This window comes from Aestuariibius violaceus, from assembly GCF_040779325.2.
GTDB lineage: Bacteria > Pseudomonadota > Alphaproteobacteria > Rhodobacterales > Rhodobacteraceae > Aestuariibius > Aestuariibius violaceus.
Window position 1 is genome coordinate 14,692 of record NZ_JBFONT020000014.1, and the last position, 26,905, is coordinate 41,596.

The 26,905-nt window shown below is 62.6% G+C and carries 33 protein-coding genes; 21 read left to right on the top strand and 12 right to left on the bottom strand.

Annotated features, from left to right (window positions below; all coding sequences use genetic code 11):
• Positions 1–6: 6 nt before the first annotated feature.
• Positions 7–912, bottom strand: coding sequence for an FAD-dependent thymidylate synthase (gene thyX, locus AADZ90_RS21025; protein ID WP_367312551.1), 906 nt, complete (start codon positions 910–912; stop codon positions 7–9).
• Positions 913–1,051: 139 nt separating this feature from the next.
• On the opposite strand from thyX, the gene AADZ90_RS21030 reads away from it, so the two are divergent.
• Together AADZ90_RS21030 and AADZ90_RS21035 are read left to right on the top strand one after the other, a co-directional pair.
• Positions 1,052–1,480, top strand: coding sequence for a VOC family protein (locus tag AADZ90_RS21030; protein ID WP_367312552.1), 429 nt, complete (start codon positions 1,052–1,054; stop codon positions 1,478–1,480).
• Positions 1,481–1,542: 62 nt separating this feature from the next.
• A complete protein-coding gene (locus AADZ90_RS21035; protein WP_367312553.1) occupies positions 1,543–2,292 on the top strand; it encodes a DUF1194 domain-containing protein in 750 nt (249 codons plus the stop codon).
• A gap of 19 nt (positions 2,293–2,311) precedes the next feature.
• Here AADZ90_RS21035 and AADZ90_RS21040 read toward each other — a convergent pair whose 3' ends face one another.
• The 3 genes from AADZ90_RS21040 to AADZ90_RS21050 all read right to left on the bottom strand — a co-directional run bounded on the left by AADZ90_RS21040 (position 2,312) and on the right by AADZ90_RS21050 (position 3,553).
• Positions 2,312–2,821 carry a MarR family winged helix-turn-helix transcriptional regulator gene (locus AADZ90_RS21040; protein WP_367312585.1) on the bottom strand — a complete coding sequence of 170 codons (510 nt, stop codon included), beginning with the start codon at positions 2,819–2,821 and terminating at the stop codon, positions 2,312–2,314.
• Between the two features lie 82 nt (positions 2,822–2,903).
• A complete protein-coding gene (locus tag AADZ90_RS21045; protein ID WP_367312554.1) occupies positions 2,904–3,173 on the bottom strand; it encodes an FAD assembly factor SdhE in 270 nt (89 codons plus the stop codon).
• Positions 3,170–3,553: a helix-turn-helix domain-containing protein gene (locus AADZ90_RS21050; protein WP_367312555.1), complete on the bottom strand. Its 384-nt coding sequence runs from the start codon at positions 3,551–3,553 to the stop codon at positions 3,170–3,172. Before AADZ90_RS21050 ends, AADZ90_RS21045 begins: the two co-directional genes overlap by 4 nt.
• 75 nt (positions 3,554–3,628) lie before the next feature.
• On the opposite strand from AADZ90_RS21050, the gene AADZ90_RS21055 reads away from it, so the two are divergent.
• A complete protein-coding gene (locus AADZ90_RS21055) occupies positions 3,629–4,831 on the top strand; it encodes a pyridoxal phosphate-dependent aminotransferase (protein WP_367312556.1) in 1,203 nt (400 codons plus the stop codon).
• Positions 4,832–4,922: 91 nt separating this feature from the next.
• Complete coding sequence (locus AADZ90_RS21060; RefSeq protein WP_367312557.1) at positions 4,923–5,327, top strand: hypothetical protein; 405 nt, start codon at positions 4,923–4,925, stop codon at positions 5,325–5,327.
• Between the two features lie 151 nt (positions 5,328–5,478).
• Here AADZ90_RS21060 and AADZ90_RS21065 read toward each other — a convergent pair whose 3' ends face one another.
• Entirely contained in the window at positions 5,479–6,063 is a 585-nt protein-coding gene (locus AADZ90_RS21065) for a TetR/AcrR family transcriptional regulator (RefSeq protein WP_367312558.1), read from the bottom strand.
• An 88-nt stretch (positions 6,064–6,151) separates the two neighbouring features.
• Here AADZ90_RS21065 and AADZ90_RS21070 point away from each other — a divergent pair, with 88 nt between their 5' ends.
• The 7 genes from AADZ90_RS21070 (at position 6,152) to AADZ90_RS21100 (ending at position 10,674) form a co-directional block, all read left to right on the top strand.
• Positions 6,152–6,547: an antibiotic biosynthesis monooxygenase gene (locus AADZ90_RS21070; protein WP_367312559.1), complete on the top strand. Its 396-nt coding sequence runs from the start codon at positions 6,152–6,154 to the stop codon at positions 6,545–6,547.
• Positions 6,548–6,551: 4 nt separating this feature from the next.
• Positions 6,552–7,229, top strand: coding sequence for a glutathione S-transferase family protein (locus AADZ90_RS21075; protein WP_367312560.1), 678 nt, complete (start codon positions 6,552–6,554; stop codon positions 7,227–7,229).
• A gap of 135 nt (positions 7,230–7,364) precedes the next feature.
• Entirely contained in the window at positions 7,365–7,652 is a 288-nt protein-coding gene (locus tag AADZ90_RS21080; protein ID WP_367312561.1) for a GNAT family N-acetyltransferase, read from the top strand.
• 273 nt (positions 7,653–7,925) lie between these two features.
• Complete coding sequence (locus AADZ90_RS21085; protein ID WP_367312562.1) at positions 7,926–8,435, top strand: RrF2 family transcriptional regulator; 510 nt, start codon at positions 7,926–7,928, stop codon at positions 8,433–8,435.
• 14 nt (positions 8,436–8,449) lie between these two features.
• The gene (locus AADZ90_RS21090) at positions 8,450–8,905 is read left to right on the top strand and encodes a carboxymuconolactone decarboxylase family protein (protein WP_367312563.1); all 456 of its coding nucleotides are present in this window, start codon (positions 8,450–8,452) and stop codon (positions 8,903–8,905) included.
• A 47-nt stretch (positions 8,906–8,952) separates the two neighbouring features.
• Positions 8,953–9,324 carry a bleomycin resistance protein gene (locus tag AADZ90_RS21095; RefSeq protein WP_411997139.1) on the top strand — a complete coding sequence of 124 codons (372 nt, stop codon included), beginning with the start codon at positions 8,953–8,955 and terminating at the stop codon, positions 9,322–9,324.
• Between the two features lie 87 nt (positions 9,325–9,411).
• Entirely contained in the window at positions 9,412–10,674 is a 1,263-nt protein-coding gene (locus AADZ90_RS21100) for a glycosyltransferase (protein WP_367312565.1), read from the top strand.
• A gap of 430 nt (positions 10,675–11,104) precedes the next feature.
• On the opposite strand, the gene AADZ90_RS21105 is transcribed toward AADZ90_RS21100, so the two are convergent.
• Genes AADZ90_RS21105 through AADZ90_RS21130 form a run of 6 tightly spaced genes read right to left on the bottom strand, consistent with a single transcriptional unit; the run spans position 11,105 to position 15,874 of the window.
• Positions 11,105–11,986 carry a TonB family protein gene (locus tag AADZ90_RS21105; RefSeq protein WP_367312566.1) on the bottom strand — a complete coding sequence of 294 codons (882 nt, stop codon included), beginning with the start codon at positions 11,984–11,986 and terminating at the stop codon, positions 11,105–11,107.
• Entirely contained in the window at positions 11,983–12,369 is a 387-nt protein-coding gene (locus AADZ90_RS21110) for an ExbD/TolR family protein (RefSeq protein ID WP_367312567.1), read from the bottom strand. Before AADZ90_RS21110 ends, AADZ90_RS21105 begins: the two co-directional genes overlap by 4 nt.
• Complete coding sequence (locus AADZ90_RS21115) at positions 12,366–12,731, bottom strand: biopolymer transporter ExbD (protein ID WP_367312569.1); 366 nt, start codon at positions 12,729–12,731, stop codon at positions 12,366–12,368. Before AADZ90_RS21115 ends, AADZ90_RS21110 begins: the two co-directional genes overlap by 4 nt.
• Positions 12,721–13,392, bottom strand: coding sequence for a MotA/TolQ/ExbB proton channel family protein (locus AADZ90_RS21120; protein WP_367312570.1), 672 nt, complete (start codon positions 13,390–13,392; stop codon positions 12,721–12,723). Before AADZ90_RS21120 ends, AADZ90_RS21115 begins: the two co-directional genes overlap by 11 nt.
• The gene (locus AADZ90_RS21125; protein WP_367312571.1) at positions 13,389–13,832 is read right to left on the bottom strand and encodes a hypothetical protein; all 444 of its coding nucleotides are present in this window, start codon (positions 13,830–13,832) and stop codon (positions 13,389–13,391) included. Before AADZ90_RS21125 ends, AADZ90_RS21120 begins: the two co-directional genes overlap by 4 nt.
• A gap of 14 nt (positions 13,833–13,846) precedes the next feature.
• The gene (locus AADZ90_RS21130; RefSeq protein ID WP_367312572.1) at positions 13,847–15,874 is read right to left on the bottom strand and encodes a TonB-dependent receptor domain-containing protein; all 2,028 of its coding nucleotides are present in this window, start codon (positions 15,872–15,874) and stop codon (positions 13,847–13,849) included.
• Between the two features lie 224 nt (positions 15,875–16,098).
• On the opposite strand from AADZ90_RS21130, the gene AADZ90_RS21135 reads away from it, so the two are divergent.
• From AADZ90_RS21135 to AADZ90_RS21180, 10 genes are all read left to right on the top strand, one after another.
• Positions 16,099–17,139 (top strand): hemin-degrading factor, encoded by a 1,041-nt coding sequence (locus AADZ90_RS21135; RefSeq protein ID WP_367312573.1) that lies wholly within the window; start codon positions 16,099–16,101, stop codon positions 17,137–17,139.
• On the top strand, positions 17,136–18,008 hold the full coding sequence (locus AADZ90_RS21140; RefSeq protein WP_367312574.1) for a heme/hemin ABC transporter substrate-binding protein: 873 nt from the start codon (positions 17,136–17,138) through the stop codon (positions 18,006–18,008). Before AADZ90_RS21135 ends, AADZ90_RS21140 begins: the two co-directional genes overlap by 4 nt.
• On the top strand, positions 17,998–19,074 hold the full coding sequence (locus AADZ90_RS21145; protein WP_367312575.1) for a FecCD family ABC transporter permease: 1,077 nt from the start codon (positions 17,998–18,000) through the stop codon (positions 19,072–19,074). The genes AADZ90_RS21140 and AADZ90_RS21145 overlap by 11 nt, the downstream gene beginning before the upstream one ends.
• A 3-nt stretch (positions 19,075–19,077) precedes the next feature.
• On the top strand, positions 19,078–19,851 hold the full coding sequence (locus AADZ90_RS21150; RefSeq protein ID WP_367312576.1) for a heme ABC transporter ATP-binding protein: 774 nt from the start codon (positions 19,078–19,080) through the stop codon (positions 19,849–19,851).
• Between the two features lie 195 nt (positions 19,852–20,046).
• Complete coding sequence (locus AADZ90_RS21155) at positions 20,047–20,175, top strand: hypothetical protein (protein ID WP_367312577.1); 129 nt, start codon at positions 20,047–20,049, stop codon at positions 20,173–20,175.
• 64 nt (positions 20,176–20,239) lie between these two features.
• A complete protein-coding gene (locus AADZ90_RS21160; protein ID WP_367312578.1) occupies positions 20,240–20,929 on the top strand; it encodes a DUF4332 domain-containing protein in 690 nt (229 codons plus the stop codon).
• A 1,069-nt stretch (positions 20,930–21,998) separates the two neighbouring features.
• Positions 21,999–22,193, top strand: coding sequence for a transposase (locus AADZ90_RS21165; RefSeq protein WP_367312580.1), 195 nt, complete (start codon positions 21,999–22,001; stop codon positions 22,191–22,193).
• Positions 22,194–22,327: 134 nt separating this feature from the next.
• Complete coding sequence (locus AADZ90_RS21170) at positions 22,328–22,561, top strand: IS3 family transposase (RefSeq protein WP_367312581.1); 234 nt, start codon at positions 22,328–22,330, stop codon at positions 22,559–22,561.
• A gap of 48 nt (positions 22,562–22,609) precedes the next feature.
• Positions 22,610–23,620 carry a hypothetical protein gene (locus tag AADZ90_RS21175; RefSeq protein ID WP_411997140.1) on the top strand — a complete coding sequence of 337 codons (1,011 nt, stop codon included), beginning with the start codon at positions 22,610–22,612 and terminating at the stop codon, positions 23,618–23,620.
• 45 nt (positions 23,621–23,665) lie between these two features.
• Positions 23,666–24,091 (top strand): class I SAM-dependent methyltransferase, encoded by a 426-nt coding sequence (locus AADZ90_RS21180; RefSeq protein WP_367312583.1) that lies wholly within the window; start codon positions 23,666–23,668, stop codon positions 24,089–24,091.
• Here the strand turns inward: AADZ90_RS21180 and AADZ90_RS21185 are convergent.
• Complete coding sequence (locus tag AADZ90_RS21185) at positions 24,088–26,163, bottom strand: glycosyltransferase (protein WP_411997141.1); 2,076 nt, start codon at positions 26,161–26,163, stop codon at positions 24,088–24,090. The genes AADZ90_RS21180 and AADZ90_RS21185 overlap by 4 nt on opposite strands.
• Positions 26,164–26,905 lie beyond the last annotated feature (742 nt).

A 26,905-nucleotide genomic window follows, 5' to 3' on the forward strand; every position in this document is an offset into this window, starting at 1 on the left:
CCGCGCTTACTTCAGCGCGGCCTCGAATTCCCGCCACTCGCCCTTCGACATGCCCGACGTCTCGAACGTCACCTCTTCGCCTGCCAGCATCCGCTTGAGGCACGCCATGCCGGCGGCCGAGAACTGCTCGCCGCCCAACCGGTAATCCTCGAACGCGCCATAGGCCAGCGGCACCCAATCCTTGACGATCTGGCACATCAACTCGGCATAGACGCGGATCTCCATCTGCGCGTGGCTGTCCGCCCGCAGACGCAGGAAATGGAACAGGTTATGAAGGTCCACCTTCCAGTACCACTGGGTGTAGACATTGGCCGGCAGGTTCATCCGCGCCAGCTCCCGCGCCAACCCCTTCTGCCCGTCCTGTGACAGCATCTCTTCGTAATGGTCGTAGGCCCGCGTCGCGTCCGAGTTCAGCATCTCCAGCACCCGGTCCGCCTCGTCGCCTTCCAGCACCTCGCCGCGACCCTGGTTGTTCACCGTGGACTGCGCCGCCAGCGCGTCCGGCGCCGGAATATAGAACTCCCGGTCGAGGATCGAATAGCGCGCCGAATACTCGTTCACATTCGCCGTCCGGTGACGGATCCACTGGCGGGCCACGAAGACCGGCAGCTTGACGTGGAACTTGACCTCGCACATCTCGAACGGCGTCGAATGCCAGTGCCGCATCAGATAGCGGATCAGCCCCTCGTCGTTCTGAACCGACTTGGTTCCCCGCCCGTAGGACACCCGCGCCGCCTGACAGATCGCCGCATCGTCGCCCATATAGTCGATGACGCGGATAAAGCCGTGATCCAGCACCTCATGCGCCTTGTAGAGATGCTCTTCCATGCCGTCGCTGACAGCGCGGCGGGTCGGGCGCGAGACCTCCCGCAGCGTCTCGATCTCGGCCTGTTGTTCCGGCGTGACGGGCATGGCATCTCCTGACGGAAAAATGAGTCGCCTGATACCTTATATGGCGCGCCGGACCGATGCACGCCCCAGATCGTGTATCATGTTGTTTTGACGGCGCCGGTGCTAGATGATCGGCAAGACAGGGACGAAGGAATAGCTCATGAGCCTGAAATACCTACACACCATGGTCCGCGTCAAAGACCTGGAAAAGTCGATGGCATTCTACGAACTGCTCGGCCTGAGAGAGACCAAGCGCATGGACAACGAAGGCGGCCGTTTCACGCTCGTCTTCATGGCACCCACGGGTCAGGAGGAGTGCCCGGTCGAGCTCACCTACAACTGGGACGGTGACGACGCCCTGCCCGACGACAGCCGCCATTTCGGCCACCTCGCCTACCGGGTCGACGACATCTACGACATGTGCGCCAAGCTGCAGGAGGCCGGCGTGACCATCAACCGGCCCCCGCGCGACGGGCACATGGCCTTCGTCCGTTCGCCCGATAACATCTCGATCGAGCTTCTTCAGGCAGGCGACGCCTTGCCCCCGAAAGAGCCTTGGGCCAGCATGGAAAGCACAGGTCACTGGTAAAGACTTAAGTGTTGGTCGGGACTGGGTTTTAGTACAACACGTGTATTGGTAGGAACCCGCTCATGATTGATCAGGGACGGTTGTTCGGCCTCTGCGCAAGCGCACTTGCCTGCCTTGGCCTCGCGGCGCCACAGCAGGCAGGTGCAGCGGAATGCCGCCAGGCATTGGCGCTGGCGCTCGATGTGTCGGGATCCGTCGACCTGGCGGAGTACCGTTTGCAGCGCGACGGGCTTGCCGCCGCCCTTGCGGCCCCTGCGGTGCGGGCAGCCCTTCTTTCCGATACCGCGGCGCCGGTCCGGATCGCAGTCTACGAATGGTCCGGCCAGGACAACCAGCGCATCCTCTCGCCCTTTACCGAGATCGTGGACGATGCCGCGCTTGACGCGCTGATCGCCCGGATCGAGGGAACCGAGCGGCGCCCGGCCGATCCCGCAACCGCGCTCGGCGTCGCCATGCAATACGGCGCGTTTCTGCTGGCTGCCCAGCCCTGCTGGGTCCGCACGCTCGATGTCTCGGGCGACGGCAAGGCCAATACCGGCCCCCTGCCGCAATCCCTGAACCTGCCGGCCGATATCACCGTCAATGCGCTCGTGATCTCCGACCCGCCCGATCCGAACGGGCGGATGGCGGTCACCCGCGGCGGTCTGATCACGTATTTCGAGGATGCCGTTATCCGCGGTCCCGGCGCCTTCGCCGAGGTGGCCGCCGGTTTCGCCGATTACGAGCGGGCGATGACCCGCAAGCTGCTGCGCGAGATCGAAAGCATCGCCATCGGCGCGGTCGAAACAGAGGATGACGGCGCCCCGTCGTGACCGCCCGCCGACAGCAAGCTCAATAGATGTACCGGATCTGATCCGTCCAGTACCGCTCTACCCGGCGCAGCGCCCCGGTGATCGTATCCATGCCCTCGACCCCCAGAACGCCATTGTCCTGCAGCCCGCTCGCGTGGTTCTCGAACAGCTTGCTGACAACATCATGGATCATTCGGCCCTTGCCCGTCAGGCGCACGCGGACCGACCGGCGGTCGATCTCGCACCGCTGGTGGTGCATATACCCCGCCTCGACCAGCTTCTTGAGATTGTAGCTTACGTTGCTGCCCTGGTAGTAGCCGCGCGTCTTCAGCTCGCCCGCCGTCACCTCGTTGTCGCCGATATTGAACAGAAGCAATGCCTGAACCGCGTTGATCTCCAGAATACCCAGCCGTTCGAATTCGTCCTTGATCACGTCGAGCAACAGCCGGTGCAGACGTTCCACAAGCGCCAGTGATTCAAGATAGCTCGTCATGAAACCGGCCTTGTGGCCAGGCTCTGCGCCGAATTCCAGATCGGTATGCACCGTCATCGTCGTCTCCGTCATCCATTCGTCTGGGCGACAGGGATGACGCAGATTTCCTGACAATCGGTTAAACCGGCCTCAAAACCATCTAAAAGTCGACAGATCTCGCGATATGGGCGCGGATATCCCCCACGATTGCCGCATGGTCCGCGGGCGCCTCTTCCTGGCCGCTGACCCAGCGGTAAAGGTCCTGATCATTCTCCGACAAGAGCGCCTCGTACCGGTCGAGCGCCCCTGCATCCAGCCCCGCCAAATGGGCCTCGGAATAGGCCGAGAGGATCACGTCCATCTCCTTGATCCCCCGGCGGATCGACCGCATCCGCAGGCGCCGCAGTCGGATTTCTGGCGCCTCGCTCACGACAGCTCCACCAGCCGCTTGCGCAGGCGCTTTTCCAGCACCGCCAAGCGCTTACCGGTGCTTTCCAGTCCCGTCCGCAGATCGCGCATCTCGGCCAGCATCTTCTGCAGATCCGGATCGGCCTCCGCCGTCTCGGGCTCTGCGATGCCGTCTCCGTCTCCGGTCAGAAGCCAGCTCAGCGACACGCCCAGGATGCCAGACAGCATCTGCAGCTTGTTGGCCCGCGGCTCGTTCAGATCCTCTTCCCAGTTCCGAAGAGTGTTGACCTTGATACCCAGCCGCTTGGCCAGGTCCGGCGGCTCCAGCCCCGCCGCCTCGCGCGCGCCCGCGATCCGGTCGCCCAGGGTTGCCGTCTCCGCTCCGTACCAGCCATCGGTCATGCCCACCTCGCCTTGCGTGTAAAATCGCCTGCCCGTATGACAGCCGTATTGCCTGAATCCAACCGGGGGGCTCCGATGTCTTTCCTCTCTGCGACGCTCGATCGCGTGCAACCGTCGGCCACCATCGCCGTCACCAACAAGGCACGCGAACTCAAGGCCGCCGGCCGCGACGTCATCGGCCTCGGCGCCGGAGAGCCCGATTTCGACACGCCGGACAACATCAAGGAGGCCGCGAAGGCCGCCATCGATGCGGGCAAGACCAAATACACCGCCGTCGACGGCATCCCCGAGCTGAAAGAGGCGATCTGCGCCAAGTTCAAGCGCGACAACGGGCTGGACTACGCGCCCGCCCAGATCTCGGTCGGAACCGGCGGCAAGCAGATCCTCTACAACGCCCTGATGGCCACTCTGAACCCCGGCGACGAAGTGGTGATCCCCGCCCCCTACTGGGTCAGCTATCCGGATATGGTCAAACTCGCTGGCGGCACGCCCGTCTTCATAGAGGCGGGCGTCGATCAGAACTTCAAGATCACGCCCGACCAGCTTGATGCGGCAATCACCGACAAGACCAAGTGGATGATCTTCAACTCCCCCTCCAACCCCACGGGCGCGGGCTACACCGCAGATGAAGTCAAGGGCCTGACGGACGTGCTGCTCAAGCATCCCCAGGTCTGGGTGATGACCGACGACATGTACGAGCACCTGACCTACGACAACTACGTCTTCGCCACCCCCGCCCAGGTCGAACCACAGCTCACCGAGCGGACGCTGACCTGCAACGGGGTCTCCAAGGCCTATGCGATGACCGGCTGGCGCATCGGCTATGCGGGCGGGCCGGAAAAGCTCATCGCGGCGATGCGCAAGATCCAGTCGCAATCGACCTCCAACCCCTGCTCCATCTCGCAATGGGCGGCGGTCGAGGCCTTGAACGGCACGCAGGACTTCATCCCCGAGAACAACCGCACCTTCAAACGCCGGCGGGACCTCGTCCTCAAGATGCTGCGCGAGATCGACGGGATGACCTGCCCGACGCCGGAAGGCGCCTTCTACGTCTACCCGTCGATCCACGGCCTGATCGGCAAGACCTCCGCCGCGGGCACCCTGATCGACAGCGACGAGGCCTTCGCGACGGCGCTGCTCGAGGAGAAAGGCGTGGCCGTCGTCTTCGGGGCGGCCTTCGGCCTCTCGCCCGCCTTCCGCATCAGCTACGCCACCTCCGACGAGGCGCTGAAAGAGGCCTGCACCCGCATCCAGGAGTTCTGCGCAAACCTGACATGATTTAAAGAGCGACCAGCCGCCATATTCTCGTAGAGGTGGCGGCGGTCTCACGCCACTGTTAGGACGGTCGGGAACTACCCAAGGTCTACCAATGTCCAGCGATCTGCCTCCCTACTACTTCCGCGTCCGCGAAAACGGCGCCGCTGTGTTCCGCGTCGACACCCAGAACCGCCAGAGGCGGATCGAGATGGACCAGATCGCGGTCGTCAACATCCGCAACGGCGACGTCAAACCCCAAGGCGACCGCACCCTAACGGACGAGGACAAGGCCGAGATCGACCGCTGGATGACGGCCCGCCGCGAGGTGATTGCCCAGCGCGACATCGACGACATCCTCCGCGCCGTCGACTACCTGAACCTCACCACCCAATGGGCCCAGTCCAAGGCCACCGACACACAGCTGGAAGAGGTCACCGACGCTCTCCTGATGGCCATGCACGACCTCCGCTCCGTCCTCGTCCGCAAAAAGGCCGACCGGCTGCAGAAGGGCGATTGAGCGCGCTCCGCCCCCGGACCGGCACAGCTGAACAGGGACGTCCGAGAACCGCACGTCTAACGCCGATGCTTATGGATCAGTAATCGTCGGCAAGCGCACAGGTCGGCTTCAGGCGCCAAACTGCAGGATGCCGCGAGCATCCGGCTGACCGCTATCGGCTGATGAGTGCCTCGACAGCCTTCTGCAGCTCGACCTTCGATCGTCCTGCACGTGCCTCTGAAGACAGGCCGCGCATGGCGAGAATGACAGCATTTGCACTGGCCTCGGCATCCCGTGCGCCAAGAGACGTGAATTTTTCGGTCAGAAACCTGCGCGTCTGATCCACCAACACTTTTGCAGCTTGCCGCGCTTCGTTGTCGGCACTCCCATAGGCGGTTTCCAAAGCCAGACAGCCTCGCCGATCGGGATCGTCGGTGTAGATGTCCGCTGATGTCGAAAGCACCTTGCGTGTCAGATCGGCAGGCGTCTGCGATCGTGCGGCTTCCTCGGGGACAAAGGACGCAAACGGACCGCTCGCGTAGCGTTCGAGAGCTGCCTCGAAGAGGCCCGCCTTGCTGCCGAAGACGCGATATAGCGCCGGCTGGCGGACACCAAGCGCATCGCAAAGTGCCGCGACCCCAAGCTGGTCATATCCGTCACGGTGAAACAGGCGCTCGGCGATGGCTGCGCCTTCCCCCCTGCCGAGGCGCGCCGGGCGACCTCGGCTTCTTTTTGTATCGCTCGATATGTTTTTCATTGACAAGGAGCTCACAATTATCGTATCGAGCGATACGTAAAGAGTTATGGCCGTTCTGGCAAGCGCTCGAGACCGAAAGGATCAAACAATGAAACGCCTTCTGACAGCGGTCGCCGTGGCCGCCCTCTCTTCTGCTGCCCTGGCGCAGGATACCACGATCACTACCGACCGCGACGGCGTGGTCTTCGTCAACCTCATGACCCCGGCAGAAGGTGTGACGCTGGATCAGCTCGCAGCTGAACTGACCCGGGCGATGGAGACCGAAATCCGCTTCCAGCCCGGCTTTCGCGCCGCGTCGGTCCATGTCGCGCGCGACGGCAGCTATGTGCTGAACTACGCGCAGTGGGATAACACCGAAAGCGTTGATGCCGTGGTCGCGCTGGTTCAGGCGGGCGAATTACCTGAGCTGGCAGAGGCGTTCACGATATCCGCACCAGAGTTCCACCCCTATGACGTCGTATCTGTCACGCTTGCGGCGGAGTGACCCGATGATCCAACTTCACTTCCACCCCTCGCCGAACCCGATGAAAGTCCTCCTGATGTTGGAGGAAACCGGGCTCGATTACGAGATCACACCCGTCGACACCTTCAAGGGCGAACAACACCATACAGGTTTCACGGCAATCTCTCCCAACGCAAAGGTTCCGGTGATCGAGGACGATGGCACATTGATCTTCGACTCGAACGCAATCCTTCTGCACTTGGCCGACAAGACCGGTCAGTTTATCCCGCCGCCCGGAACGGAAAGGGCCGCGTTGCTGTCGTGGCTGTTCTTCGTGGCGACCGGTCTCTCGCCCTTCTCGGGGCAGGCGGTGCACTTCCTGCACATGTGCCCTGAAGACATTCCCTACGCGAAGAACCGCTATCTGAAGGAGGTGGAGCGGCACTACACAGTTATGGACAAACGCCTGAGCGAGGCCGAATGGCTGGCCGGGGCCGAGTATTCCATCGCCGACATGGCCGCCTGGGGGTGGCTCAACCTGTCATCTTACTTCTTCGGCGAGGCGGGGTTGTCGGCTTGGCCGAACCTTGCCCGGATGCATGCAAGGATATCAGAGCGTCCGTCGGCGGTCCGCGCGCTGGAGGTAAAGGATCAATTCGCCTTCAAGCAGGACTTGGATGCAGACGCCGCCCGTGCACTTTTCCCGCAAAACTATGCCGCATAGTACTGCGCATCTATCGGAAGCGGGCATTCGATCCGGTGCAGCGAATGCCAACTTCGTCCCGCCGACACGCCCCTTGAACCGGCACCGGATGCCGTACCCGCAGTGAATGCCTCCTCTGACAGGCCGCGGCGCAGCATGACCAAGGAGAACAAACTCCAACAGATGTATGTGTCGCCAAAAGCGCGCGGTTCCGGCGTCGCCCAAGCGCTGATGGAGGACGCCGAAAATCGTATCAGCACAGCGGGTCACCCCATGGCTTGGCTGGCTTGCGCTGTTGGTAATGGTCCGGCCAGCCGCTTCGACGAAAAGTCGGGCTGGACCAACGCAGGTCGGCACGTCGTGGCGCTCGATACCTCGGACGGAGCGTTCCCATTGGAGGTATGGCGTTTCGAGAAGCAGCTGAGCACGAGCAACGTCGGCTAGGCCGAAACGTCGGCGAAGTCGAGATCTTGCTTTAGGGCGAGCCGCTTTCGCGAGGCCAGCAATACTCCAACGAGGGCGGTGTACGCGCTGTTATCCCATACGTGCTCCCTACGATCTTTGACGTCTCCCAGAAAGGCTATGGCCAGGGCACAGGCCAACTTCGAGAAACGGCCTTCAATCTAAATCTCGATCAGCAAGAGGCGTAAAACTTCCGTGGGTTGACCACCATCATTATCGCAGATAATTTTTATCCACGAATCAGGAGCGCATCAAGTGAAGCTAAGCGACGGTGTTGAACAGGCTATCCACTCGGTGGCGATGCTGGCGGGCTTATCGCCTGGGCAAGTCCTGTCGGCGGCAGCATTGGCGGAGTTCCATGGCGTGTCGTCCAGCTATCTGCTCAAGCATCTGCAAGCACTCTCGCGGGTCGGCATTCTCGGAACGGTTCCCGGCCCGAAGGGAGGCTACCACCTTGCCAAGCTGCCGGAAGACATCTCGCTCCTTGCTGTCATTCTGGCGGTCGAGGGACCGGAACCCGCATTTCGGTGCAAGGAGATCCGCCGCAACGGTCCCGATCCGATGCCGGATAGCTACTTCACCGCCCCCTGCCAGATCAACGCGGCCATGCTGCGCGCCGAGAGGGCCTATCGCACCGAACTGAGCAAAGTGACCATCGCCGATTTGCTGGAGCAGGTCATAAGGGACGATGACGGCACTCTTGCCGCGCGCAGTTGTGCCTTTCTCGAAGCCAATGTCCGCAGCTCAAATTCAACAAGACGCTAGAAAGAGGAAAACCAATGCAGCCCCGTTTCGACTATATGAAGGCATCACCGGAAGCGTTTCAGGCCGTTTGGGCGCTCGAGCAGTTCGTCTCCAAGAAGGCCGGCCTGGACAAACGGTTTCTGTACCTCGTGAAGATCCGTGCATCTCAGATCAACGGCTGTGCCTTCTGCATCGACATGCACGTGAAGGAGGCCCGCTGGGAGGGGTTCGGCAACCAGTGGATCACACTGATTTCGGCCTGGCGGGAATCGCCCGTCTACGATGAGAAAGAGCGGGCGGTTCTGGCCTGGACGGATTCTCTGACCAATGTTGCGCAGACCGGCGCGTCGGATGGGGATTTCGAGCTTTTAAGGCCCCACTTCACCGATGAAGAGATCACGAAGCTCACCGTCGCCATCGGCACGATCAACATCTGGAACCGTATCGCTCTTGGCTTCCGCTCGCAGCACGCTGTCGATCCGACGAACTGACCTGCTCGACAAACGGCCCACACATGACGACACGAAGAGATGACGAGATGCTCAAAAGCGTATGCCCCATTCTGCCCAGCCGGGATTTCGACGCGACATCGGCGTTTTATGGCAAGTTGGGCTTCAGAGAGGCCGCGCGGTTCGATGTCGAGGGGTACTCAATACTCGTCCGCGACAACGTCGAGCTCCACTTTTTCAATCATTCCAAGCATGATCCCGACGTCTCCGAACATGGTGCCTTTGTCCGCGTCGACGATGCAGCGGACCTGTCAGCACGCTTTGAAACGATCGACCTGCCCTCCGAAGGCATTCCACGCTTCGCCAAGGCCGAGAACAAGCCGTGGGGTGTATGTGAATTGCAGATCGTCGATCCGGACGGGAACCTTCTCCGGATGGGGCATATTGTCGATGAGCGCTGATCTCTGGCGCAACCTTCGTCAGATTGGGACGGCCCGCCTATGCAAGGCGTCCCAATCCGCGCGTCTGCGTTTCGCGTTCGATGACACATGAACATTCTCGTACTGACATACGGCACACGGGGCGACGTGCAGCCGTTCGTCGCCCTGAGCCGGGGGCTTCAGCAAGGCGGCCACGCGGTGACGCTTGCCTCCGCAAAGCGCTTCCAGGCCCTGGTCCAGGCCCATGGCGTGGCATTCGAGCCGCTGGGCGACGAGTTGCTGAACATAATCGATACGCAGCAGGGCCGGCGCGCGATGGAAGGCGCTCTCGGCTTTTGGGGCATCCTGAAGGCCAATTTAAAGCTGCTGCGTCGCGTCAAACCGCTACAGGTGGCACTTGTCGAAGATTGCTGGACCGTCGCCGGCAAAGTCAGACCTGACCTCATTCTGTTTCACCCAAAGGCCTTTGCTGCCTATGCCTTGTCCGATCGGCTGAAAGTGCCGCTGATCATGGCGCTTCTCGCCCCGATGATCGTTCCCAGTCGAGAGACGCCGCACCTGGGCTTCCCGAAGCTCAAGTTGGGGCGATGGTACAACCGCCTGACGCACGGGTCCGTGCAGCTTCTGATGCGCCTTCCCGCGGGTAGGATCCTGAATACCTGGCGGCGTCAGCACGGTTTGGAACCAAAACCGCTAGAACTGTTCCGGGACGGCACTGGTGCCAGCATCCCGGTCGTCGCTGGCTATAGCGGTTCTGTTGTCGACACGCCGGGAGACTGGCCGGCCAATTCCGCAGTTACCGGCTACTGGTTTCTCGAAAGCGAGACCTCGGAAACTCTACCTGAAGAGGTCGAGATGTTCCTTCGCGACGGGAACCCGCCAGTTTGCTTCGGCTTCGGCTCGATGGTCGGCTCAGACCCGTCCCGCCTACGCGACGTGGTTCTGAACGCGCTCAAGCGGACGGGACAGCGTGGCCTGATCATCTCCGGTTGGGGAGGTCTGTCGATCGGGCCGACGCCAGAAGGGGTTCTTGAAGTTCCATCGGCGCCCCACGACCTGCTCTTTCCACGCGTCGCAGCCGTCGTTCACCATGGCGGCGCCGGCACCACCGCGGCCGCGCTTCGGGCGGGTAAGCCTCAGGTCGTCGTGCCGTTCATGGGCGATCAACCGTTTTGGAGCAAGCGCATGCAGGCCTTGGAGGTCGCACCGGCGCCGCTCTTCCAGAAGGACCTGACAGCTTCAAATCTCGCAGACGCGATCAACCGCGTTGTCAGCGAGACCGCGTTTCGAAGCAAAGCCCAGACACTTGGTGAAACCATCCGCTCCGAAAAGGGCGTCCATCATGCGGTCGCCTTCATCGAAAGTGTTTGAGAGAGCCAAGTCAAACAGGCTTGAGCCTCCAGTCAGTCTGACAGCATCCCAACGGCATTGGCTTCGCGCAAGTTGATGGTCGACGTGACTTGCACCCGTTGTCCCTGACGACCTCGGCCGCCTTCTTTAACCCTCGCGGGTCTCGGTCTCATCCCTGCCTTTTAGCGGTTCAGATAAGCCAGAAATCCTTCGCTGCTCGATCACCCCGATCTATCCCATCAGCGCTGATCCCCGACACAGCCACGTGACGATGCTCGGCGGGGCCGCCATGCTCATCAGCAGCGCATTGATGTGGCTGAGGGTCCGGATACCCGGCCCGGACCTTAACTCCTGCGGGGGAACCAGACAAAGTACGGCGCCGAGTGCGATCGCGTGATCGAGGCCGGGGTCATCCTGCGATATCAGGATAGGTCGCCCGCCCGTACCACCGTCACAGGCGCCCTTCGACCTCGTAGTCGTAGTCACGGCGGGCGCCAGGGGGCGGTGGCGGAAACGGGGCGGCACGGCGCACGAGCTCGATTGCGGCCCGGTCAAGCGAGGGATTTCCGGAACTTCTGCTGATCGAGACCGCGGCCAGATTGCCGCTGTCGGCGATAACGAACGCGACGCGTGCGGACCCGCTTGCCCTGACATTAGGGCGCCGCACCCGTTGCAACCGGCGTTTTATCTCTCCGCGATAGTTGGTGGCCGCCGCGTTGGTGCCCCGCTCGGCCGCCCTGCCCTGCTGGCCGGACCGGTCGGATCTGGCCTGCGTCTCTGCCACCCCCTGCGCGCTTCCGGCGACCTCCCGGCGCGACGCGGTGTTGCCTCGCGGTGCGGGCGCGGGTTGCTGTGATGTTCTTTGACGGGATCGATCCGGGCGGGCTTGCGGCCGTTCCGATCTGAGAACCGCCGTCGCGATGTCACTGCCCGTGACGGTCTCGCGTGGCGGCTCGGGCGCGAGGGGCAGCCCGACCGCGGAGGAAACGCTGGGCACCGATCGAACGGCGGCCACGGCCACGCGGGACGGGCCTTGGGCAATGTCGGCGGATGCCGGCGCAACAGCCTCCGGCGGAGCCCCGCCGCTGGGGGCCTCTCCGGAAATCTCGTCCGGCACGACGGGCTCTATTGTCTCGGCCACGTCCTCCGGATCGCCATCGAGCGTTCCAACGGCCATGTCGGCAAAGCTGGTTCCGATCGATCCAACGTCCCCGGCCTGAAGGCCCCCCGCGATCCTCGCCTCGTCCGACGGGAGGGCCAAGGCAATGAGCAGGTGCAGCGCAAGCGCCGTCAATCCGGCACCCGTCCAGGCGAAAGGAGAGGTCGGGATCATCGCATCCCCCGCTCGGTGACGATCAGGATGCGGTCAGCTCCCGCTCGCCGCAGATCGTTGCTGACGGTCAGAAGCGTCCGCGCCGACAGGTCCCTGTCCGGGACGATCCGCACCGCCTCGCGCGCACCCTCGTCAAGCAGCCCGTAGGCGACGGTCGCGGAGGGCACGGTTGCGCCCCGCAGGCGGAGACTCCCGTCCTCATGAATAACAAGGGCATTCGGCGGTTCGCGCCCGTCCAGATCAGACGTCTGGATCAGGGCGACATCGCCCTCCATCGCCGGGGCGAGCGTTCCGGCGACCATGAAGAAAACGAGCATCAGGAAGACAATGTTGATCAAGGCAATCGTGGGTTCGCGCCCCGGCCTTCTGCGAAGGCGCCTCATGACGGCACCAAGACCTGAACGCCGATCCCGTCGAGCGTATTGAGCACCACCAGAAGATCGGTCAGACGCTGGGATGAGACATCGCGCGCGACATTCACGATAACGACCGCCGGGCGATCGACGGATGCGAAGGCACCTTCCAGCGCTTCAAGCGGCCGATCCTCACCGTTGAGCGACAACCGGTCCTCGCGAAGCTGAAGGAAAAGCGGCGTGCCGGCATCGGCGGCGCCCCCTGCCCCGGCGGTCATCAGCTCCACATCCGCAAAGCGCGAGAAGGTCGAGGACAGCATGAAAAACAGCAGCAGAAGGAAGATGACGTCGATCAGCGGCGTCATCGAAAGCGGCCGGCGCCTACGTCGCATGGGCCATCGCCGGGGTGGCGTCGACACCGGGTTGCAGTCCCGGCGCGATGAGCGCCGAAAGGTACGCCTCCGCCGCGACCCGCTCCGCCTCGGTCCGGCCTTCAAGCCAGGCGAGCAGAAGCGAGGTCGGCATCGCAACGGCAAGTCCGGCCGCCGTTGTCAGAAGGGCCACCCAGATCCCCCCGGCCAGGACCGACGGATCAACTTGCGATCCCGCCGATTGCAGGGCCTGAAACGCCTCGATCATCCCCAGCACCGTTCCGAACAGCCCCAGAAGCGGCGCGATCTGGGCGATCGAATCCAAAAACCGGAACCCCGCCTCAAGGCGCGAAAGCGCGGCATCGATCTGGGCCCGGGCCCGCGTCTGCGCCTCCGGCGAAAGCGGCGCGTCTGCCTCGACCACCTGACGAAGGATCGGGGCAAGATAGCTCGGGCTCTCCGACAAGGCGCGTGTCGCGTCGGAAATCCGTCCGTCATCGCGGGCAGCAACGGCCTCCCCAAGATCGGCGCGCTTGCCCACGCCCGCGCGCTGGAACTGCCAGATCTTGAAAAGGATCACGGTCGTCGCGAGAACCGACAAGAGGGCCAGCAGGGCCACAACCGGCCCGCCAAGATCGACGATGCCTCGCACTCGCTCAAAGAGATCGACGATACCGGTCATCCCTGCACCTCCACATCCGTTCGACTGGTCAATCGGGGGCGCGCGCTGCAGGCCTGTCGGGCTGCACCCGCTGTCTCGCAGATGCTCGCATCGGCGAAGAACACCCGCCCCAGGGCACCGCATTCCAGGCCAGGCGCGGTCAGGCGGCGGATCCGCCGCGCCTCGGCTGGGATATCGCCAAAGTCGATCAGGGCCAGCCGGCTAAGCTCCCCCGCCTTCGTGAAGAAGGCGCCTTCATAGACAAGGCGGTCGATATCTGCGGGGGTCGCGTTCCAGATCTGGAATGTCAGATGGCAACCGCGGGGGGCTTCGCTGACCGCGTTCAATTCGATGGCCAGCCCCGACCCGTCATCGCGGATGTCGGCGCCCAGCACGGTCGCGCCAAGGCAAAGACCGGCGGTGAGCGCCGCAAAGACGGGTCTTCCGACAGGAGGGGGCATCCGGGGATCTCGCATCAGAAGGTGCGGGCCAGGGTCAGCTTGATGTTGCGTCCAGGCGCCGGCCGGGTGGACAGATGCGGCGTGTATTCGCGGTCGAACGCGTTCTCGACGCCCAGCCTCAGCTCCGTTCCCTCCAGAACACCGGCCTGCGGGATGTAGGTCGCCCGCAGGTTATGAACGGCAAAGCCCGGGCTGCTGTCGTCCTCCCGGGTTTCCTCCCGCGCGGCGACGACTTCCCAGCTCAGGTCCAGCTCTTCCTCGAACCGCCGGCCGATCGTCAGCCGCGCGCTGTCGGCCGGTGTGATCCGCCAGTCAGAGATGTCGCCACCGGCATCGGTCTCCTCGCCAGAGATGACGTTGGCGTTGAAATCGACGTAAAGGCCGCTGGCCATCGCGTAAGAGGCCTCGAATTCCAAACCTTCTGTCTCAACCCGGTCAAGCGGCTGGGACTCGATGTCGTCCGGCCCCGGGCCGACCACAACGTCCGAGACGTAGGAGGTCACCTCCGTCAGCTCCGTCCGGTAAAGCGTCCCCTTCAGGGCAAGGGCGTCACCGTCGGAGAAGACGCTGGTGCTGTCATAGGACGCGCCGATCTCATAGGTCGTGGCCTCTTCGGCCCGCTCCATCAGATCCGCAACCTCGAGGTCGTCGATGATGGGCAGGCTTTCGGTATAGGCGGCCGAGCCGAACAGGGCCAACCCGCTCTCGAAGGCATAGCGAACGGACAGACCGCCGACGAGCGCGTCGTTCTCGTAAGAGACGTCCGTGCCGTCATCCAGCGTCCCCTCGATCTCGGACGTCTCATAGCGAAGGGCCGGCGTGATCGTCCACGCCTCGCCGATCCGCATCTCATTGACGGCAAAGATGGCAAAGCGGTTGTCCTCACCGCCCGGCGCAGAGGCCGCATCGAGCCGCTCCTTGCGGATGAACTCAATGCCGGTGCGCAGGTCGTGATCAACCGCCCCCGTCACGAAGAGGCTGGTGTTTTTGACGCTCAGCTTGGTCGTCTCGTATTGCTGATCCGCATTGACGACGTCGAAGCCGCCATCGGGGAACGGGAATCCGCAGGGAAAGGGCGGACCGCCCTCACAGGAAGAAGACCCTTCAACATACTCCTGCTCGATCTCCTGATTGGCGTAGGACAGATCCACCGTCAGATCGATCAGATCGTTGGCGACGGGGTTATAATCATAGGACAGGATCGCCGTTTCGGTCTCGATATCCCGGTCGACATTTCCAAAGACGTCATCCGTCGTCAGGAAGGTGTCGTAGAGGACGTCGCGCTGGCTCTCGCTCGTCTCGGTATAGGTGAAGGACAGCGCATGCGCCCGGTCGTTCCCGAACCGGTAGCGCCCTTTGATAAGCGATGACGGCAGCTCGAACTCACTGTTGCCGATCTCCTCGCCGTCGCCATCGGTCTGCGTGTCCTGCTCGCGCCACGTGTAATTGGCCAGAAACTCCAGATCCTCGGTCGGCTGCCAGGCCAGGATCGACGACAATGTCAGCCCGTCGCCATTGCTTGAGAACTGCAGCGTCTGACGGAACCGCACCCCCGGCTCGCCGCCGGTGAAGTCGCTCGCATCCTTGGTCTCCAGCAGGACCACACCGCCCACGATCCCGGTTCCGAACTCAAAACTGCCGACAGTGCCGCGGATGACCGAGACGGTCTTGAACAGCTCCGGATCGGTGAACAGCTGGGTGCCGATCCGGTAGATTTCCTCGCTGCCGACGCTCGCGCCGTCGATTTGGATCGCCACCTTCTGGTCGCTGCCGAAGGTGCCGTTGGCGCCGAAGCCGCGGATGTTGATCCCCGACCCGTTCGGTGTCGATCCATTGACCAGGCTCACGCCCGGCACGGAATCGATCAGCTCGGCCACGGTCCCCGCCTGCCGGTCGTCGATCTCGGTCTGGTCGACTTCGGTCACGGGCACAGCGGTATCGGTCGCCACCTCGCGCTTGCTCTCGCCCAACACGATCGTGCCGAGGAAGCCGTCATCTCCCTCCTGCCCTATCGCCGCGGTCGTGCCGGCGCACGTTATCATAAAGCTCGTCCCGAAGAGCAGTACAGGTCGTAAAGTCATGGCTGGTCCCTTGCAGCGAAGTCTTGGTGCCGGACGCTCGCAAGGGGCTGGCTGGGCGGCTTTCCCGTATTCTGACTTTTTTTGTCAGAGATACCTTGAGGTGCGTATAAAGGCCGACTAAAAAAGTCAACTATGTGAGGCGGACGGAATGCCTCACCCCACTGTCCCCCAGGCAGGAGCCGCCCATGTCCGAGACCTTAGAGTTGACCCCGACAGATCTGCGCGCCGCCCGGGCCGAACATCCCAAGCTGCGCGACCGCGATCTGGCCGACAAGCTGGGGGTGTCCGAGGCCCAGCTTCTTGCGGCGCAGACCGGACTGACGGCGACCCGAATCGCAGCCCATCCCGACCGGTTGATGCCCGCGACCGAGACGCTCGGCACCGTCATGGCGCTCACGCGCAACCCGTCCTGCGTGCACGAGAAGGACGGGCAATACGCCAACTACTATCCCGGCCAGCACGCCGCGATGATCCTGAACGGGGCGATCGACCTGCGGATCTTTCCCTCCCACTGGCGGCATGCCTTCGCCGTCGAGACCGAGACGGAGGGCGGCACGCGCCGCTCGCTCCAGGTCTTCGACGCGGCAGGTGACGCCGTCCACAAGATCTACCTCCGCGACGGCGCCGATCTCGATGCGTGGACGCGCCTGAAGGCGGATCTCGCGATCGACGATCAGGGCCAGACCCTCGCCTGCGATCCGCGCACGCCACCCGAGGCGCCGAAATCGAACCTCAACAAGGCCGATATCCTGCGCGACGAATGGCGCCGCCTGACCGACACGCATCAGTTCCTGCGCCTCTGCGCCAAGCTCAAGATGAACCGGCTCGGCGCTTACCGCATCGCGGGGGCACCCTTCGTGCGGCGGCTCAAGACCGACGCGCTCGACGCCATGCTCCACAAGGCCGCCGCCGACGCGGTGCCGATCATGGTCTTCGTCGGCAACCGCGGCTGCATCCAGATCCACAGCGGCCCGATCGAAACGCTCAAGCCGATAGGCCCCTGGCAGAACGTGCTCGACCCCGACTTCAACCTCCACCTCCGCCTCGACCACGTGGCCGAGGTCTGGGCGGTCGACAAACCCACCCAGCGCGGCCCCGCCATCTCGGTCGAGGCGTTCGATGCCGACGGCAGCCTGATCCTGCAGACCTTCGGGATCGGCAAGGACGGCGCCGACACCCGCCCCGCCTGGAACGCCCTCGTCGACACGCTGGAAAGCGCGTCATGAGGGCCACCGGCGCCATCGCGACCCGATCCGGCACCGCCCTGCTCGCCACCCTCATGGCCATCGGCTGGCCGCTCGCGGCAAAGGCAGAGCCCAGCCGCGTCGTCGCCCTCGGCGGCTCGGTGACCGAGATCATCTATGCCCTCGGCGAAGAAGAACGTCTGATCGCCCGCGACACGACCTCAGTCTATCCTGAGGCCGCGACGGATCTTCCCGATGTCGGCTATATGCGGGCCCTGTCCGCCGAGGGCGTGCTGTCGGTCGAGCCCAATCTGATCCTCGCCGAAGAAGGCGCCGGCCCGCCAGAGGTGGTCGACATCCTGGAAAACGCCCGCATTCCCTTCGTGACGATCCCCGATGACTATTCCCCCGACGGCATTCTCGCCAAGATCGATGCCGTCGGCGCCGCGCTGGATGTCATGGAGAAGGCCCAGGATCTGCGGACCGAAGTGGCCGCCGATCTCAGCTCTGCCAACAGTCAGGCAGAAAGCCTGGCAAATGGGGGCGAGAAGCGGGTCCTCTTCATCCTCAGCTTGCAGGACGGCCGCGTCATGGCATCCGGCACCAATACCGCGGCCCACGGCATCATCGAGATGGCAGGGGCCGAGAACGCCGTCACCTCCTTCACGGGCTACAAGCTCCTGACGGACGAGGCGCTGGCGGCCGCCGCCCCCGACGCGATCCTGATGATGGACCGCACCGGCGACCACGCCGCCACCAACGAAGATCTCTTCGCGATCCCGGCCCTTTCCCTGACCCCCGCGGCAGAGGCAGAGGCGGTGATCCGAATGAACGGTCTCTACCTCCTCGGCTTCGGCCCCCGTACGGCAGAGGCCGTCCGCGATCTGAGCGTGGCACTCTATGGCGGCTGACGCAGCCGCCACCCTGCCGCTGCCCAAAACGCGCGACCGGCAGACCTTCGCGCGCTGGATGCATCTGTGGCTTCTGCTGCTCCTGATCGCCACAAGCCTTCTCAGCCTCGGCTACGGGGCCGCCGATGCCTCTCTCTTCGGCGCACTTGCCGCCCTGATGAACGGCGAGGCGATCAGCCATATTGAGCAGGTGATCCTCCTTGACGTCCGCCTGCCCCGCCTTCTGCTGGGGATCACGGTCGGTGCCGCGCTCGCTATCTCCGGCGTCCTGATGCAGGGCCTCTTCCGCAACCCGCTCGCCGATCCCGGCATCGTGGGCGTCAGCGCCGGGGCGTCGCTCGGGGCCATCATGGCCATCGTTCTGGGTCCCCTCCTCCCTGCCGGTCTGCTGGCGCTTACCGGGAACGCGCTGATCGCCCTCTCGGCCTTCGCAGGCGCCTGGATCGCCATGTTGATCCTCTACCGTGTCTCGACCCGCCAGGGCCGCACCTCCGTCGCGACGATGCTGCTGGCGGGGATCGCGCTCGCGGCGCTCACCGGCGCGGCTTCCGGGCTGCTGATCTATCTGGCCGACGACCAGCAACTCCGCGACTTCACGTTCTGGAGCCTCGGCTCCCTCGGCGGGACAAGCTGGGCCAAGGTCTGGATCACTGCGCCCATCGTCTTCGGCGCGATCCTTCTGGCCATCCGGCTGGCCCACGGCCTGAACTGCCTGGCCCTCGGCGAAGCCGCCGCGCGTCACCTCGGCATCCGGACCGAGCAGCTGAAATCCGGCGCAGTCCTCCTGACGGCTGCCGCTACCGGCTCCGCCGTTGCCGTCTCAGGCGGGATCGGCTTCATCGGCATTGTCGTGCCGCACCTCCTGCGGCTCGGCACCGGGCCCGATCACCGCCCCCTTCTCATCAACGCAGCCCTTCTGGGGGCCACCCTCCTTGTCGGCGCGGATATCATCAGCCGCACAATTGTCGCTCCGGCCGAGCTTCCCATAGGCATCGTGACGGCCATCCTCGGCGCACCGGTCTTCCTCTGGATCCTGCTGCGCCGGCGCGGTCTGGTCGATCTCTAGCCTATGCTCGAAGCGCGCGATCTTCACATCCGGCTCGGCAGGAAGCCGATCCTGACCGACGTCTCCTGCACCGCTGCACCGGGCGAGATCACGGTGATCATCGGCCCCAACGGATCGGGCAAGACGACGCTGCTGCGCGCCCTTTCGGGGGACATTCCCTATGACGGCCGCGTCACGCTGGATGGCCTCGACATCGCAACAGCCGATCCCGCGTTTCTCGCCGGGATCCGGGCCGTACTGCCCCAGGCAACGCCGCTGGCCTTCCCGTTTACCGTGCACGAGGTCGTCTCGCTCGGCGCCACCGCGGGCCTCTCGGGCGCCGATCCGACCCTCGCCGACCGCGCCCTCGCCAAGGTCGACCTCGCAGGCTACGGCCCCCGCTTCTATCAGGAGCTCTCCGGCGGCGAACAGCAACGCGTCCAGCTGGCCCGCATCCTCGCCCAGGTCTGGCAGCCGCTGGTCGACGGCGCGCCGCGCTGGCTGCTCCTGGACGAACCCGTCTCAAGCCTCGATCTGGCGCACCAGATCCTCGTCATGCGCCTGGCCGAACGCTTCGCGCAGGCCGGCGGCGGCGTTGTCATCATCCTCCACGATCTGAACCTGACCGGCATGTTCGCGGATCAGGTCCTCCTGATGTCGAACGGTACCCTGGCCCAGTCCGGCACGCCCGACCGGGTTCTGACGGATGCGAATATCGGCGCGGCCTACGGATGCAGGGTCCGCAGCAGGAAGACACCGCGGGAGGACAGCTTCTTCCTCCTTCCGCACCTGATCTGACCGCTCGACCCAGACAGCGGATCATGCGGCCTGCCCGGGTCTCACTCGCGTTCCGATCGACGCCATTCAGCGCTCTCGAACCGAAGTCTCGAACACGTCTGAGGATCAGCGGCGCGATTGATGCTTATCAAGGCACATCCGCCGATCCACGGCTAGCACCGCCCCACGATAGACCCCTCACCGAACCGAGGACACATGACGATCTCACCGATGCTCTTTATCTGCCTCTTCTTTGCCGGCTTCGGGATTTTCCTGATCGGAGCCGGCGTGATCTGGTGGGTCTCGCTGCAAGCCAGGAAACTCGGGCAGGAGATGAGCCGCTAATTCCTCAACGCGCAGCGCCCCGTCTCCTGTCCCACCGCGCGAGAGGCGTCCCGGAGGACGACCCGTGACAAGCTACTATCTCGACGATAGCGCGATCGACCTGGCCGCTTTGGGGCAGCGCCTCGCAACCTCCGATCTGATTCCAAGCCAGGACCCCCTGCTCGACGGGCTCGATGCCAAACTGACCGCGCTCCGCGCTGCGGGGATACACTCCCTCGCAGATCTTCGCGCCGCGCTTAAGTCGCAAAAGACCCTGGAAACGCTCTCGGCCGCCTCCGGCATCGACCCCGACTACCTTCGATTGCTCAAGCGCGCGGTCGGTGGCTTCTTCCCCAAACCAAGATCGCTCGATGAAATCGACTGGCTGGAAAGCGGCCTCGTCTCGCGCCTCGAAAAGGCGGGTTTGACGAACACCCAAAAGCTGTTCGAGGCGGCATCCAAGGGAGCGACCGTGCTGGCAAAGGACCTCGGCGTGGAGGAAAGCGATCTGACAGACCTCATCGCAATCTCCGATCTATGCCGCATTCAATGGGTCAGCCCGACATATGCACGGGCGCTTCTGGCCACCGGCCAGACCGGCGCCGGAACTGTTGCCGAAGCGGATCCCGAAGCCCTGTTCCATGCGATCGCGAAAGCCAATGAGGGCGCCAGATACTACAGCGGCAAGGTGGGGCTGAGAGACGTCAGACGATTGGTGGCAGCCGCGGCCTACGTTCCGCAGGCACCCGACACAGCGCAGCCAGATGCGCCTTAACCGCCATCGCAGCGGCCTCGGATCAGACACACGACCGTAAGACCGGCAGAGCTCGCTCTCACCTGTGCGACGGACCGTTTCGACCCACAGAGGAACGGCGTCTGGCCGATATATATATATAATCTCGAACCTCTATCGCGGCTTGCAGCACTGCTCCCAGAGCAGCCTCAAAGCCGAACTGAAATCATGCGGCATTGAAATTGACGGCATGAACAACAGATCTGATACGAGCGACACAGAGGCTCTCTCGTTTACGGTCGTTGCAAAACCATCCGCACACTGACGCCGGACCTGGCATGACCAACGACCGCAATGTCCGCCCGGACACCCATAGATCCCGGCAAGTGCAGGAAAAGTCAGCCCTGACAGGCCGCGCCGCAGCATCCTTGCTGACCGTCCGGGGCCGCCTATGGGCCAATGCGCGCCAGACAACCAAGCTGCTCGCGCCGTTTATGCTACGTATCGCTGCCGAGGTCCGGAAAGAGCCCAAACCTACTTGCTTATTGCTGTCGCGGCGAATGTCTTGTTTTGATGGCTCCCGCATAGCAAGGGTTAAATGGAATTGCGCGTACCGTTTCAGAAGCGGTCTTGTGTCCGGCCTGTTTGCGCGGTCATGACCGCTGACCCTGATGGGATCCGCAGATCAGCTTCCTAGCTGCTTTGCGGGCAATGGCGCCCGGGACATTCGGCGGAGCGTCCTGATCATTGAGGCTGAAGGGTACACCATCACAACGTTGATCTTGCTATCTCGTTGTTCCTCTACTCCTCAGGCAGCGTGCGGCCGGTAGGGTTCGTTCTTCTTCAACACCGCCCACATGATCCGAGCGGTCTCATCTAATCCTTGCTATGCGGGAGCCATCCACACAAGACACTAGCGACCATGAGCGTTCTCAAAACTGACCAGCACCCTTTGACCGAAAAGAAGTCCGACTCCGTTTGCCGCCCGTAGTAGCCACCGAGGTTTAACCCCTTAAATCCGATTTTCCTTCCCCCGTAGAACTGGGCCATGACACTGGCGTCAAGAGGAGGATCATGGATGGCAAAGAAGTGACACACAGGCGAAGACATTTTGAAGCTGCTGCGTGAGATCGAGCTGAAGCTGACGGCCGGCGATGATGTTGGCACAGCATGCAGAAGTGTCGGGATTAGCGACGTGACTTACTACGACTGGCGGAAGCGATTTGGTGGGATGGGCCGTTCGCAGCTCTCGGAGATGAAGAGCCTGGAAAACGAGACTGCTCGGCTCAGGAAGAGCTTGGCTTAGCTTGAGCTGGATAAGCTCATTCCCAAGGAAAGTCTGAACCACCTAAAACCCAGGGCCTGACCACACAAGAGCTCCGTCAGGCCGTCATTCATACACGCCGGAAGCTCGCGAAGTCTAAGCGACGCACTTGCTGGGTGATCGGCTTGGCGCGGAGCTCCCTGCAATATCGACCAGCCCCACGAGATGATGATGCACTGCGGCTCACTCTAATCCGGCTGGCAAAGCAGTACGGTCGATATGGCTACCGCAAGATCACGGAACTGCTTCACGTCGAAGGTTGGCGGGTCAACCATAAAAAGGTCGAGCGGCTGTGGCGCGAAGAAGGTCTGCAGCTCCCGGAACGCCACAGAAAGCGCAAGCCGTCCTGACCCTAGTAGAGAAACCCCAAATCAGTGGCCAGAAGCTGGGCGCTAGACATGACTGGAGAACACCAGCTAACATGGCGAAGCGCAAGCATCGCACGGCAAGGCAAAACCATGCCTGTGCTATCGACCTCCCGCCGATTGTATGTCACCTTGAGTTATATTTCAGAAGGGAAGTTCTGTTTGGTCCGCGGCTACATCGATCACTTGAATCATCGCGCGATTCAAGGCTGGCTCGCAGGTGAAAACGACGACGCGCCGCGACTGGCCCAAGTCTTTGCAGACGGGCGCGAAATCGGGTCGGTATTGGCGTCTCGTCACCGCTCCGATCTGGCCGAATTGGGCATAGCCAATGGGACGGGGGGCTTCGAATTCGAATTCCCTCCCGGCAGCATTCCCCTCGATCGTGCTTGCCGCATAGAGGTGAAGGACAAAGAGACCGGAGCGCTGCTTCCGTGCCGCCAACCGATGCTGGACAGTCTTTTCGACACCTTCGGCACCCTGCCGCCCGTCTTCGTCTCCGAGATCGTCGATGTGAGATGGACCGACAGATCCGTGACTGCCACGCTGAGATTCATGTCTGCGTCGTCGGAACCTCCGGTGCCCCGGTGTCAGCCCGGCCGGATCATATCCTCAACCATCGAGCCGCAAAAGACCTCGCCTGGCCTGCCGGGATACTTTTTCACCGTGCTGACACTGGAGATCGAAACTCCGGAAGAGACACCACTCGTCGACGTGAGCCTGGTCGATGAGACCGCCGATGCCCGTGCGCAGGCGACTTCAAAGATAAGGCTCTTCGCCAGCGCGCCGGACTACCTCAATACCTTCGGCACGGAGAACATGGAGCGCGTCAACGGCAAGGGCCTGAAACGCAACGCTTTTGTCGCCAACGGCGCACATATTGTTGGACGGATGTACAACCTCATCCACCACGCGACGGGCCGAGATATCTCGCAGTTCAACAACATTCTCGACTGGGGCGGGGGCTGTGGCCGGGTCAGCGTGCCGATGCGTCGGTTCTTTTTGCCGCAGGCAAACCGCATCACCAACGTGGACGTTGACTAGTACAACATCGAATTCGGCGCCAAGACCTTCAACGACGTCGAATTCGTGCGTGGCCCCTTCTATCCACCTGTGGATCTTCCCTCCGACACCTACGACCTGATCACGGGCATCTCGGTGATGACCCACCTGACCGAGGCCGCGCAGCAGATCTGGTTACAGGAACTACGGCGCGTCCTGCGCGACGACGGCCTCGTCTTGCTGTCGATTCACGGCGCCTACGCAACGTACAACGCGGCGCGGCTCGGACATGTCACTCCGATGGTTGATGTTCTGGAAAGCGGTCTGCACGACAGGACCCCGGATCGGAACCTCGGCCCCAAACTCGACATCCCGACCTATTACAAGGCGACGTACACCAGCATCGACTACATCCGAAGCTCATGGAGCGGGCATTTCGAGGTCGTCGACCACTTTCCATCGACCAACAACCTCAAGCAGGATTTTGTGCTCCTGCGCCCCAGGCCTGCTTAGATATCCCAGTGCGCCCGGCGATAGCCAAGCGACGCCATCTCCTGCTCCGACCACCTGTTTTTCTTGAACATCAGGTCGAAGTCGCTGTCGTTCGTCTTTCTAAGACACTCGGTCGCCCGCTGCAGCTTGTGGACAACGTGCGCGGTCGGCACGTGATAGATCTTCCGCCTCGCCACTTGACGAACCAGATCGCAGTAGACCCGGTCTGAGCGATAGTGCCGCCCGAACTCGGCGTCGAGCGGCCCAACCTCATCAATGACATCGCGTCGGATGTAGGTCGCAAAAAATGGCGCAAAGGTCAGCTCCACCGGCCCGCCGTCGTGGATCAGGCCGATCCGGACCACGTTGCGATGATGCGCTGAGATATTCACATCAACAGGACGATCCGGATCGGCATAGGGCACGTGCGTGCGCATCGTCTTCGTCTGTGGCTCCAGGATCTGACGCGGCACCGTCAGGCCAGCGTCGGGCAGCTCATAGGCAGCGGCCTGAAGTTCCTGGATCGCGCCCGGACGGACAATCGCGTCATTGTTCAATATGAGGATGTCGTCGTCCTGCGCGGCCGTCGCAATGCCCTGGTTAACGGCGTAGGTAAAGCCGTAGTTGACAGCATTTTCCACAAGCCGGAGGCCGGACATTTCTCTTATGGCTGAGACGACGGCGTGCGACGAGTTGTTGTCGACCACGACAACCGAAAGCTGCTCATCCCACTCCCCTGACTGCAGCGCGGCGACGCAGTCCCTGAGATCGTCCAGCGACTCCCAGTTCGGAATTACGACAGTCACTGGGCGCTTAAGCGGCTGTCGCGCCGCTGCGGCCAGGATCGACGCGCGCCGCTCCTCGTGCTTTTCTCGAATACGGTCGAGGTCCTGCCACTCGGGCTTGTTCGAGCTTATCGCATTTGGCGTGCGGTGGAGATAGTAGTTGCACAACAGAAGCGGCGCCGACGCGAAGTGTCCAAGGTCGGACAGGCGAAGGCACAGATCGTAATCGACATAGCGGCGCAGGCTCGCATCGAAGGGAGCCGACCCCTCGAACAGGCTGCGCCGATGCGTAATGCAGTTGGTGTCGAGGTAGTTCCGGTTGTCGAGCAGCCCGAAATTGAGGTGGCCGAACATGACGCTGTGCGGCATCTTTTCCTGCCCTCTGAAGACAAGGCGACCGCTTACCGTCGCATTCAGATCCGGCCTCTCGGCGTAAAGCCCGGCAACGGCGGCGAGGTAGCGGCTATCCCAGGTGTTGTCGCTGTCGAGATAGGCAACAATGTCACCTGTCGCAGCGTCGAACCCGACGTTCCTAGCCCGTGTATGACCTCTGTTCTCTACGAGCCGGATCAGTTTGACCCGATCATCGCCCACCGCTTCCACGATATCGGCGCTGTCATCCGTACTGCCGTCGTCAACAACGATCACTTCAAACCACGGATAGCTTTGCGCCAAAATGCTGCCGATCGATTCTTTGACGGTATCGGCGCGGTTATAGACCGGCATGATGACGCTGAACTTCGGCCGGTTCGCTGCCGCCAATCCTTTCGACTCGAATCGGTTTGCCAGAACCTCCATCGTCGCGAAGACGCGCTTGTCGTTTTCCGAGAACGGTGCGGTGATCGACGGTTGTGTCAGCGAGTACGCCAGAAACTCCTCAAGGTTGGCATAGGCGCGCCGCTCGACAGTCCACGCCTGCTTCCGGCGCGAAATCTCCCGCCCGGTCTCCCCGTCGATCAATTGGATAAGATGCGTCTTGCCGTCGTAGAGCTCAAGAGGAACGGACACCGAGAAACCATGACGCCCATCGTTGATCCCGCGGTCCTTCAGGTCCTGCCGCGTGAGATTTGCCAGCAGACGGACTTCGCCATGAGGGAAGACAATCCTGGCCGTGCGAGGTTGAAAATCGCCTGAAACCGCAATCCAGCCATTAATGACGGAACTGTCGCGACTGGTTTCCAAAAACCCCTTGACCAACTGCGCGTCGCTCTTCTCCGGCCGGGATATCTCCTTGCCAAGAGTGCCTCGGATCGGCATGGGGCGCCCTTCGACGTGACCGTAGCTCGCGAAATGATCGAACGGATCCATACCACTCTCTGCCACGTCGGGATTCATCTCGAGGTAGCGATCACGGTCGAACGTCTCTTGGAACTCTCGCCGAATTCGACGCGCCCGGAATGTTCGAATGACACGCGACTGCAGAAGACCCGAAGGAAATCTCGATCTGAAATAAGTCACCCCAGCCCTCTCGCCCCAACGGCAGTGTGGATGTCTGCTTGCCTGCCCCATGTCGGCCGTTATGCGCCACCTCACAGGTACATTCAACACGGCCCGGTCTGGTAACTCAACCGCAAATAGCTGTCCCGTTGCTGTTCTCCGAGTGTTCAGCGTCTCAACCGAACTACTGGCCGGAACCATCCTTTCTTAACGCCAAAAAGCAGTATGGTGAGTTTGCCGACAAATCGGTATCGGTTCGCGAAAGCCTCGCCGTTTTTTGAGACGCCCAGTCGGCGCGGGTCGTGATCGTCGACAAAAACGAGCCACCAGACTTCGTCTTGTAGGAGCGGCAACTGCCTACTTCACGCGCGCGCCAAACTACGGTCGATTTGACTCGCTGCCGGTGAATGAAGACCCGAATGATCAGCTGCTTTGATTATGGCGCCCCTCAGTGTTGCCGCTTAGCAGCGAAAGTCGGGAAAGAGAGATTCTGTGGAAAAACAACGTGTTGCGCGTGCAGAAAGTGGTGCGCTGAACTGAGCGCGAGTGCCTTACTGGTCAGGCTTTGCGCGTTTGCTGCGGTGCGGGAAAGATCTTCGCGAGCTTCCTCAGG

Bases quoted from the DNA above. Each gene is read 5' to 3' on its own strand.
- thyX (WP_367312551.1), bottom strand. From the start codon at position 912: ATGCCCGTCACGCCGGAACAACAGGCCGAGATCGAGACGCTGCGGGAG.
- AADZ90_RS21030 (WP_367312552.1), top strand. From the start codon at position 1,052: ATGAGCCTGAAATACCTACACACCATGGTCCGCGTCAAAGACCTGGAA.
- AADZ90_RS21035 (WP_367312553.1), top strand. From the start codon at position 1,543: ATGATTGATCAGGGACGGTTGTTCGGCCTCTGCGCAAGCGCACTTGCC.
- AADZ90_RS21040 (WP_367312585.1), bottom strand. From the start codon at position 2,821: ATGACGGTGCATACCGATCTGGAATTCGGCGCAGAGCCTGGCCACAAG.
- AADZ90_RS21050 (WP_367312555.1), bottom strand. From the start codon at position 3,553: ATGACCGATGGCTGGTACGGAGCGGAGACGGCAACCCTGGGCGACCGG.
- AADZ90_RS21055 (WP_367312556.1), top strand. From the start codon at position 3,629: ATGTCTTTCCTCTCTGCGACGCTCGATCGCGTGCAACCGTCGGCCACC.
- AADZ90_RS21060 (WP_367312557.1), top strand. From the start codon at position 4,923: ATGTCCAGCGATCTGCCTCCCTACTACTTCCGCGTCCGCGAAAACGGC.
- AADZ90_RS21065 (WP_367312558.1), bottom strand. From the start codon at position 6,063: ATGAAAAACATATCGAGCGATACAAAAAGAAGCCGAGGTCGCCCGGCG.
- AADZ90_RS21070 (WP_367312559.1), top strand. From the start codon at position 6,152: ATGAAACGCCTTCTGACAGCGGTCGCCGTGGCCGCCCTCTCTTCTGCT.
- AADZ90_RS21075 (WP_367312560.1), top strand. From the start codon at position 6,552: ATGATCCAACTTCACTTCCACCCCTCGCCGAACCCGATGAAAGTCCTC.
- AADZ90_RS21080 (WP_367312561.1), top strand. From the start codon at position 7,365: ATGACCAAGGAGAACAAACTCCAACAGATGTATGTGTCGCCAAAAGCG.
- AADZ90_RS21090 (WP_367312563.1), top strand. From the start codon at position 8,450: ATGCAGCCCCGTTTCGACTATATGAAGGCATCACCGGAAGCGTTTCAG.
- AADZ90_RS21095 (WP_411997139.1), top strand. From the start codon at position 8,953: ATGCTCAAAAGCGTATGCCCCATTCTGCCCAGCCGGGATTTCGACGCG.
- AADZ90_RS21100 (WP_367312565.1), top strand. From the start codon at position 9,412: ATGAACATTCTCGTACTGACATACGGCACACGGGGCGACGTGCAGCCG.
- AADZ90_RS21105 (WP_367312566.1), bottom strand. From the start codon at position 11,986: ATGATCCCGACCTCTCCTTTCGCCTGGACGGGTGCCGGATTGACGGCG.
- AADZ90_RS21110 (WP_367312567.1), bottom strand. From the start codon at position 12,369: ATGAGGCGCCTTCGCAGAAGGCCGGGGCGCGAACCCACGATTGCCTTG.
- AADZ90_RS21115 (WP_367312569.1), bottom strand. From the start codon at position 12,731: ATGCGACGTAGGCGCCGGCCGCTTTCGATGACGCCGCTGATCGACGTC.
- AADZ90_RS21120 (WP_367312570.1), bottom strand. From the start codon at position 13,392: ATGACCGGTATCGTCGATCTCTTTGAGCGAGTGCGAGGCATCGTCGAT.
- AADZ90_RS21125 (WP_367312571.1), bottom strand. From the start codon at position 13,832: ATGCCCCCTCCTGTCGGAAGACCCGTCTTTGCGGCGCTCACCGCCGGT.
- AADZ90_RS21130 (WP_367312572.1), bottom strand. From the start codon at position 15,874: ATGATAACGTGCGCCGGCACGACCGCGGCGATAGGGCAGGAGGGAGAT.
- AADZ90_RS21135 (WP_367312573.1), top strand. From the start codon at position 16,099: ATGTCCGAGACCTTAGAGTTGACCCCGACAGATCTGCGCGCCGCCCGG.
- AADZ90_RS21140 (WP_367312574.1), top strand. From the start codon at position 17,136: ATGAGGGCCACCGGCGCCATCGCGACCCGATCCGGCACCGCCCTGCTC.
- AADZ90_RS21145 (WP_367312575.1), top strand. From the start codon at position 17,998: ATGGCGGCTGACGCAGCCGCCACCCTGCCGCTGCCCAAAACGCGCGAC.
- AADZ90_RS21150 (WP_367312576.1), top strand. From the start codon at position 19,078: ATGCTCGAAGCGCGCGATCTTCACATCCGGCTCGGCAGGAAGCCGATC.
- AADZ90_RS21155 (WP_367312577.1), top strand. From the start codon at position 20,047: ATGACGATCTCACCGATGCTCTTTATCTGCCTCTTCTTTGCCGGCTTC.
- AADZ90_RS21175 (WP_411997140.1), top strand. From the start codon at position 22,610: ATGACTGGAGAACACCAGCTAACATGGCGAAGCGCAAGCATCGCACGG.
- AADZ90_RS21185 (WP_411997141.1), bottom strand. From the start codon at position 26,163: ATGGATCCGTTCGATCATTTCGCGAGCTACGGTCACGTCGAAGGGCGC.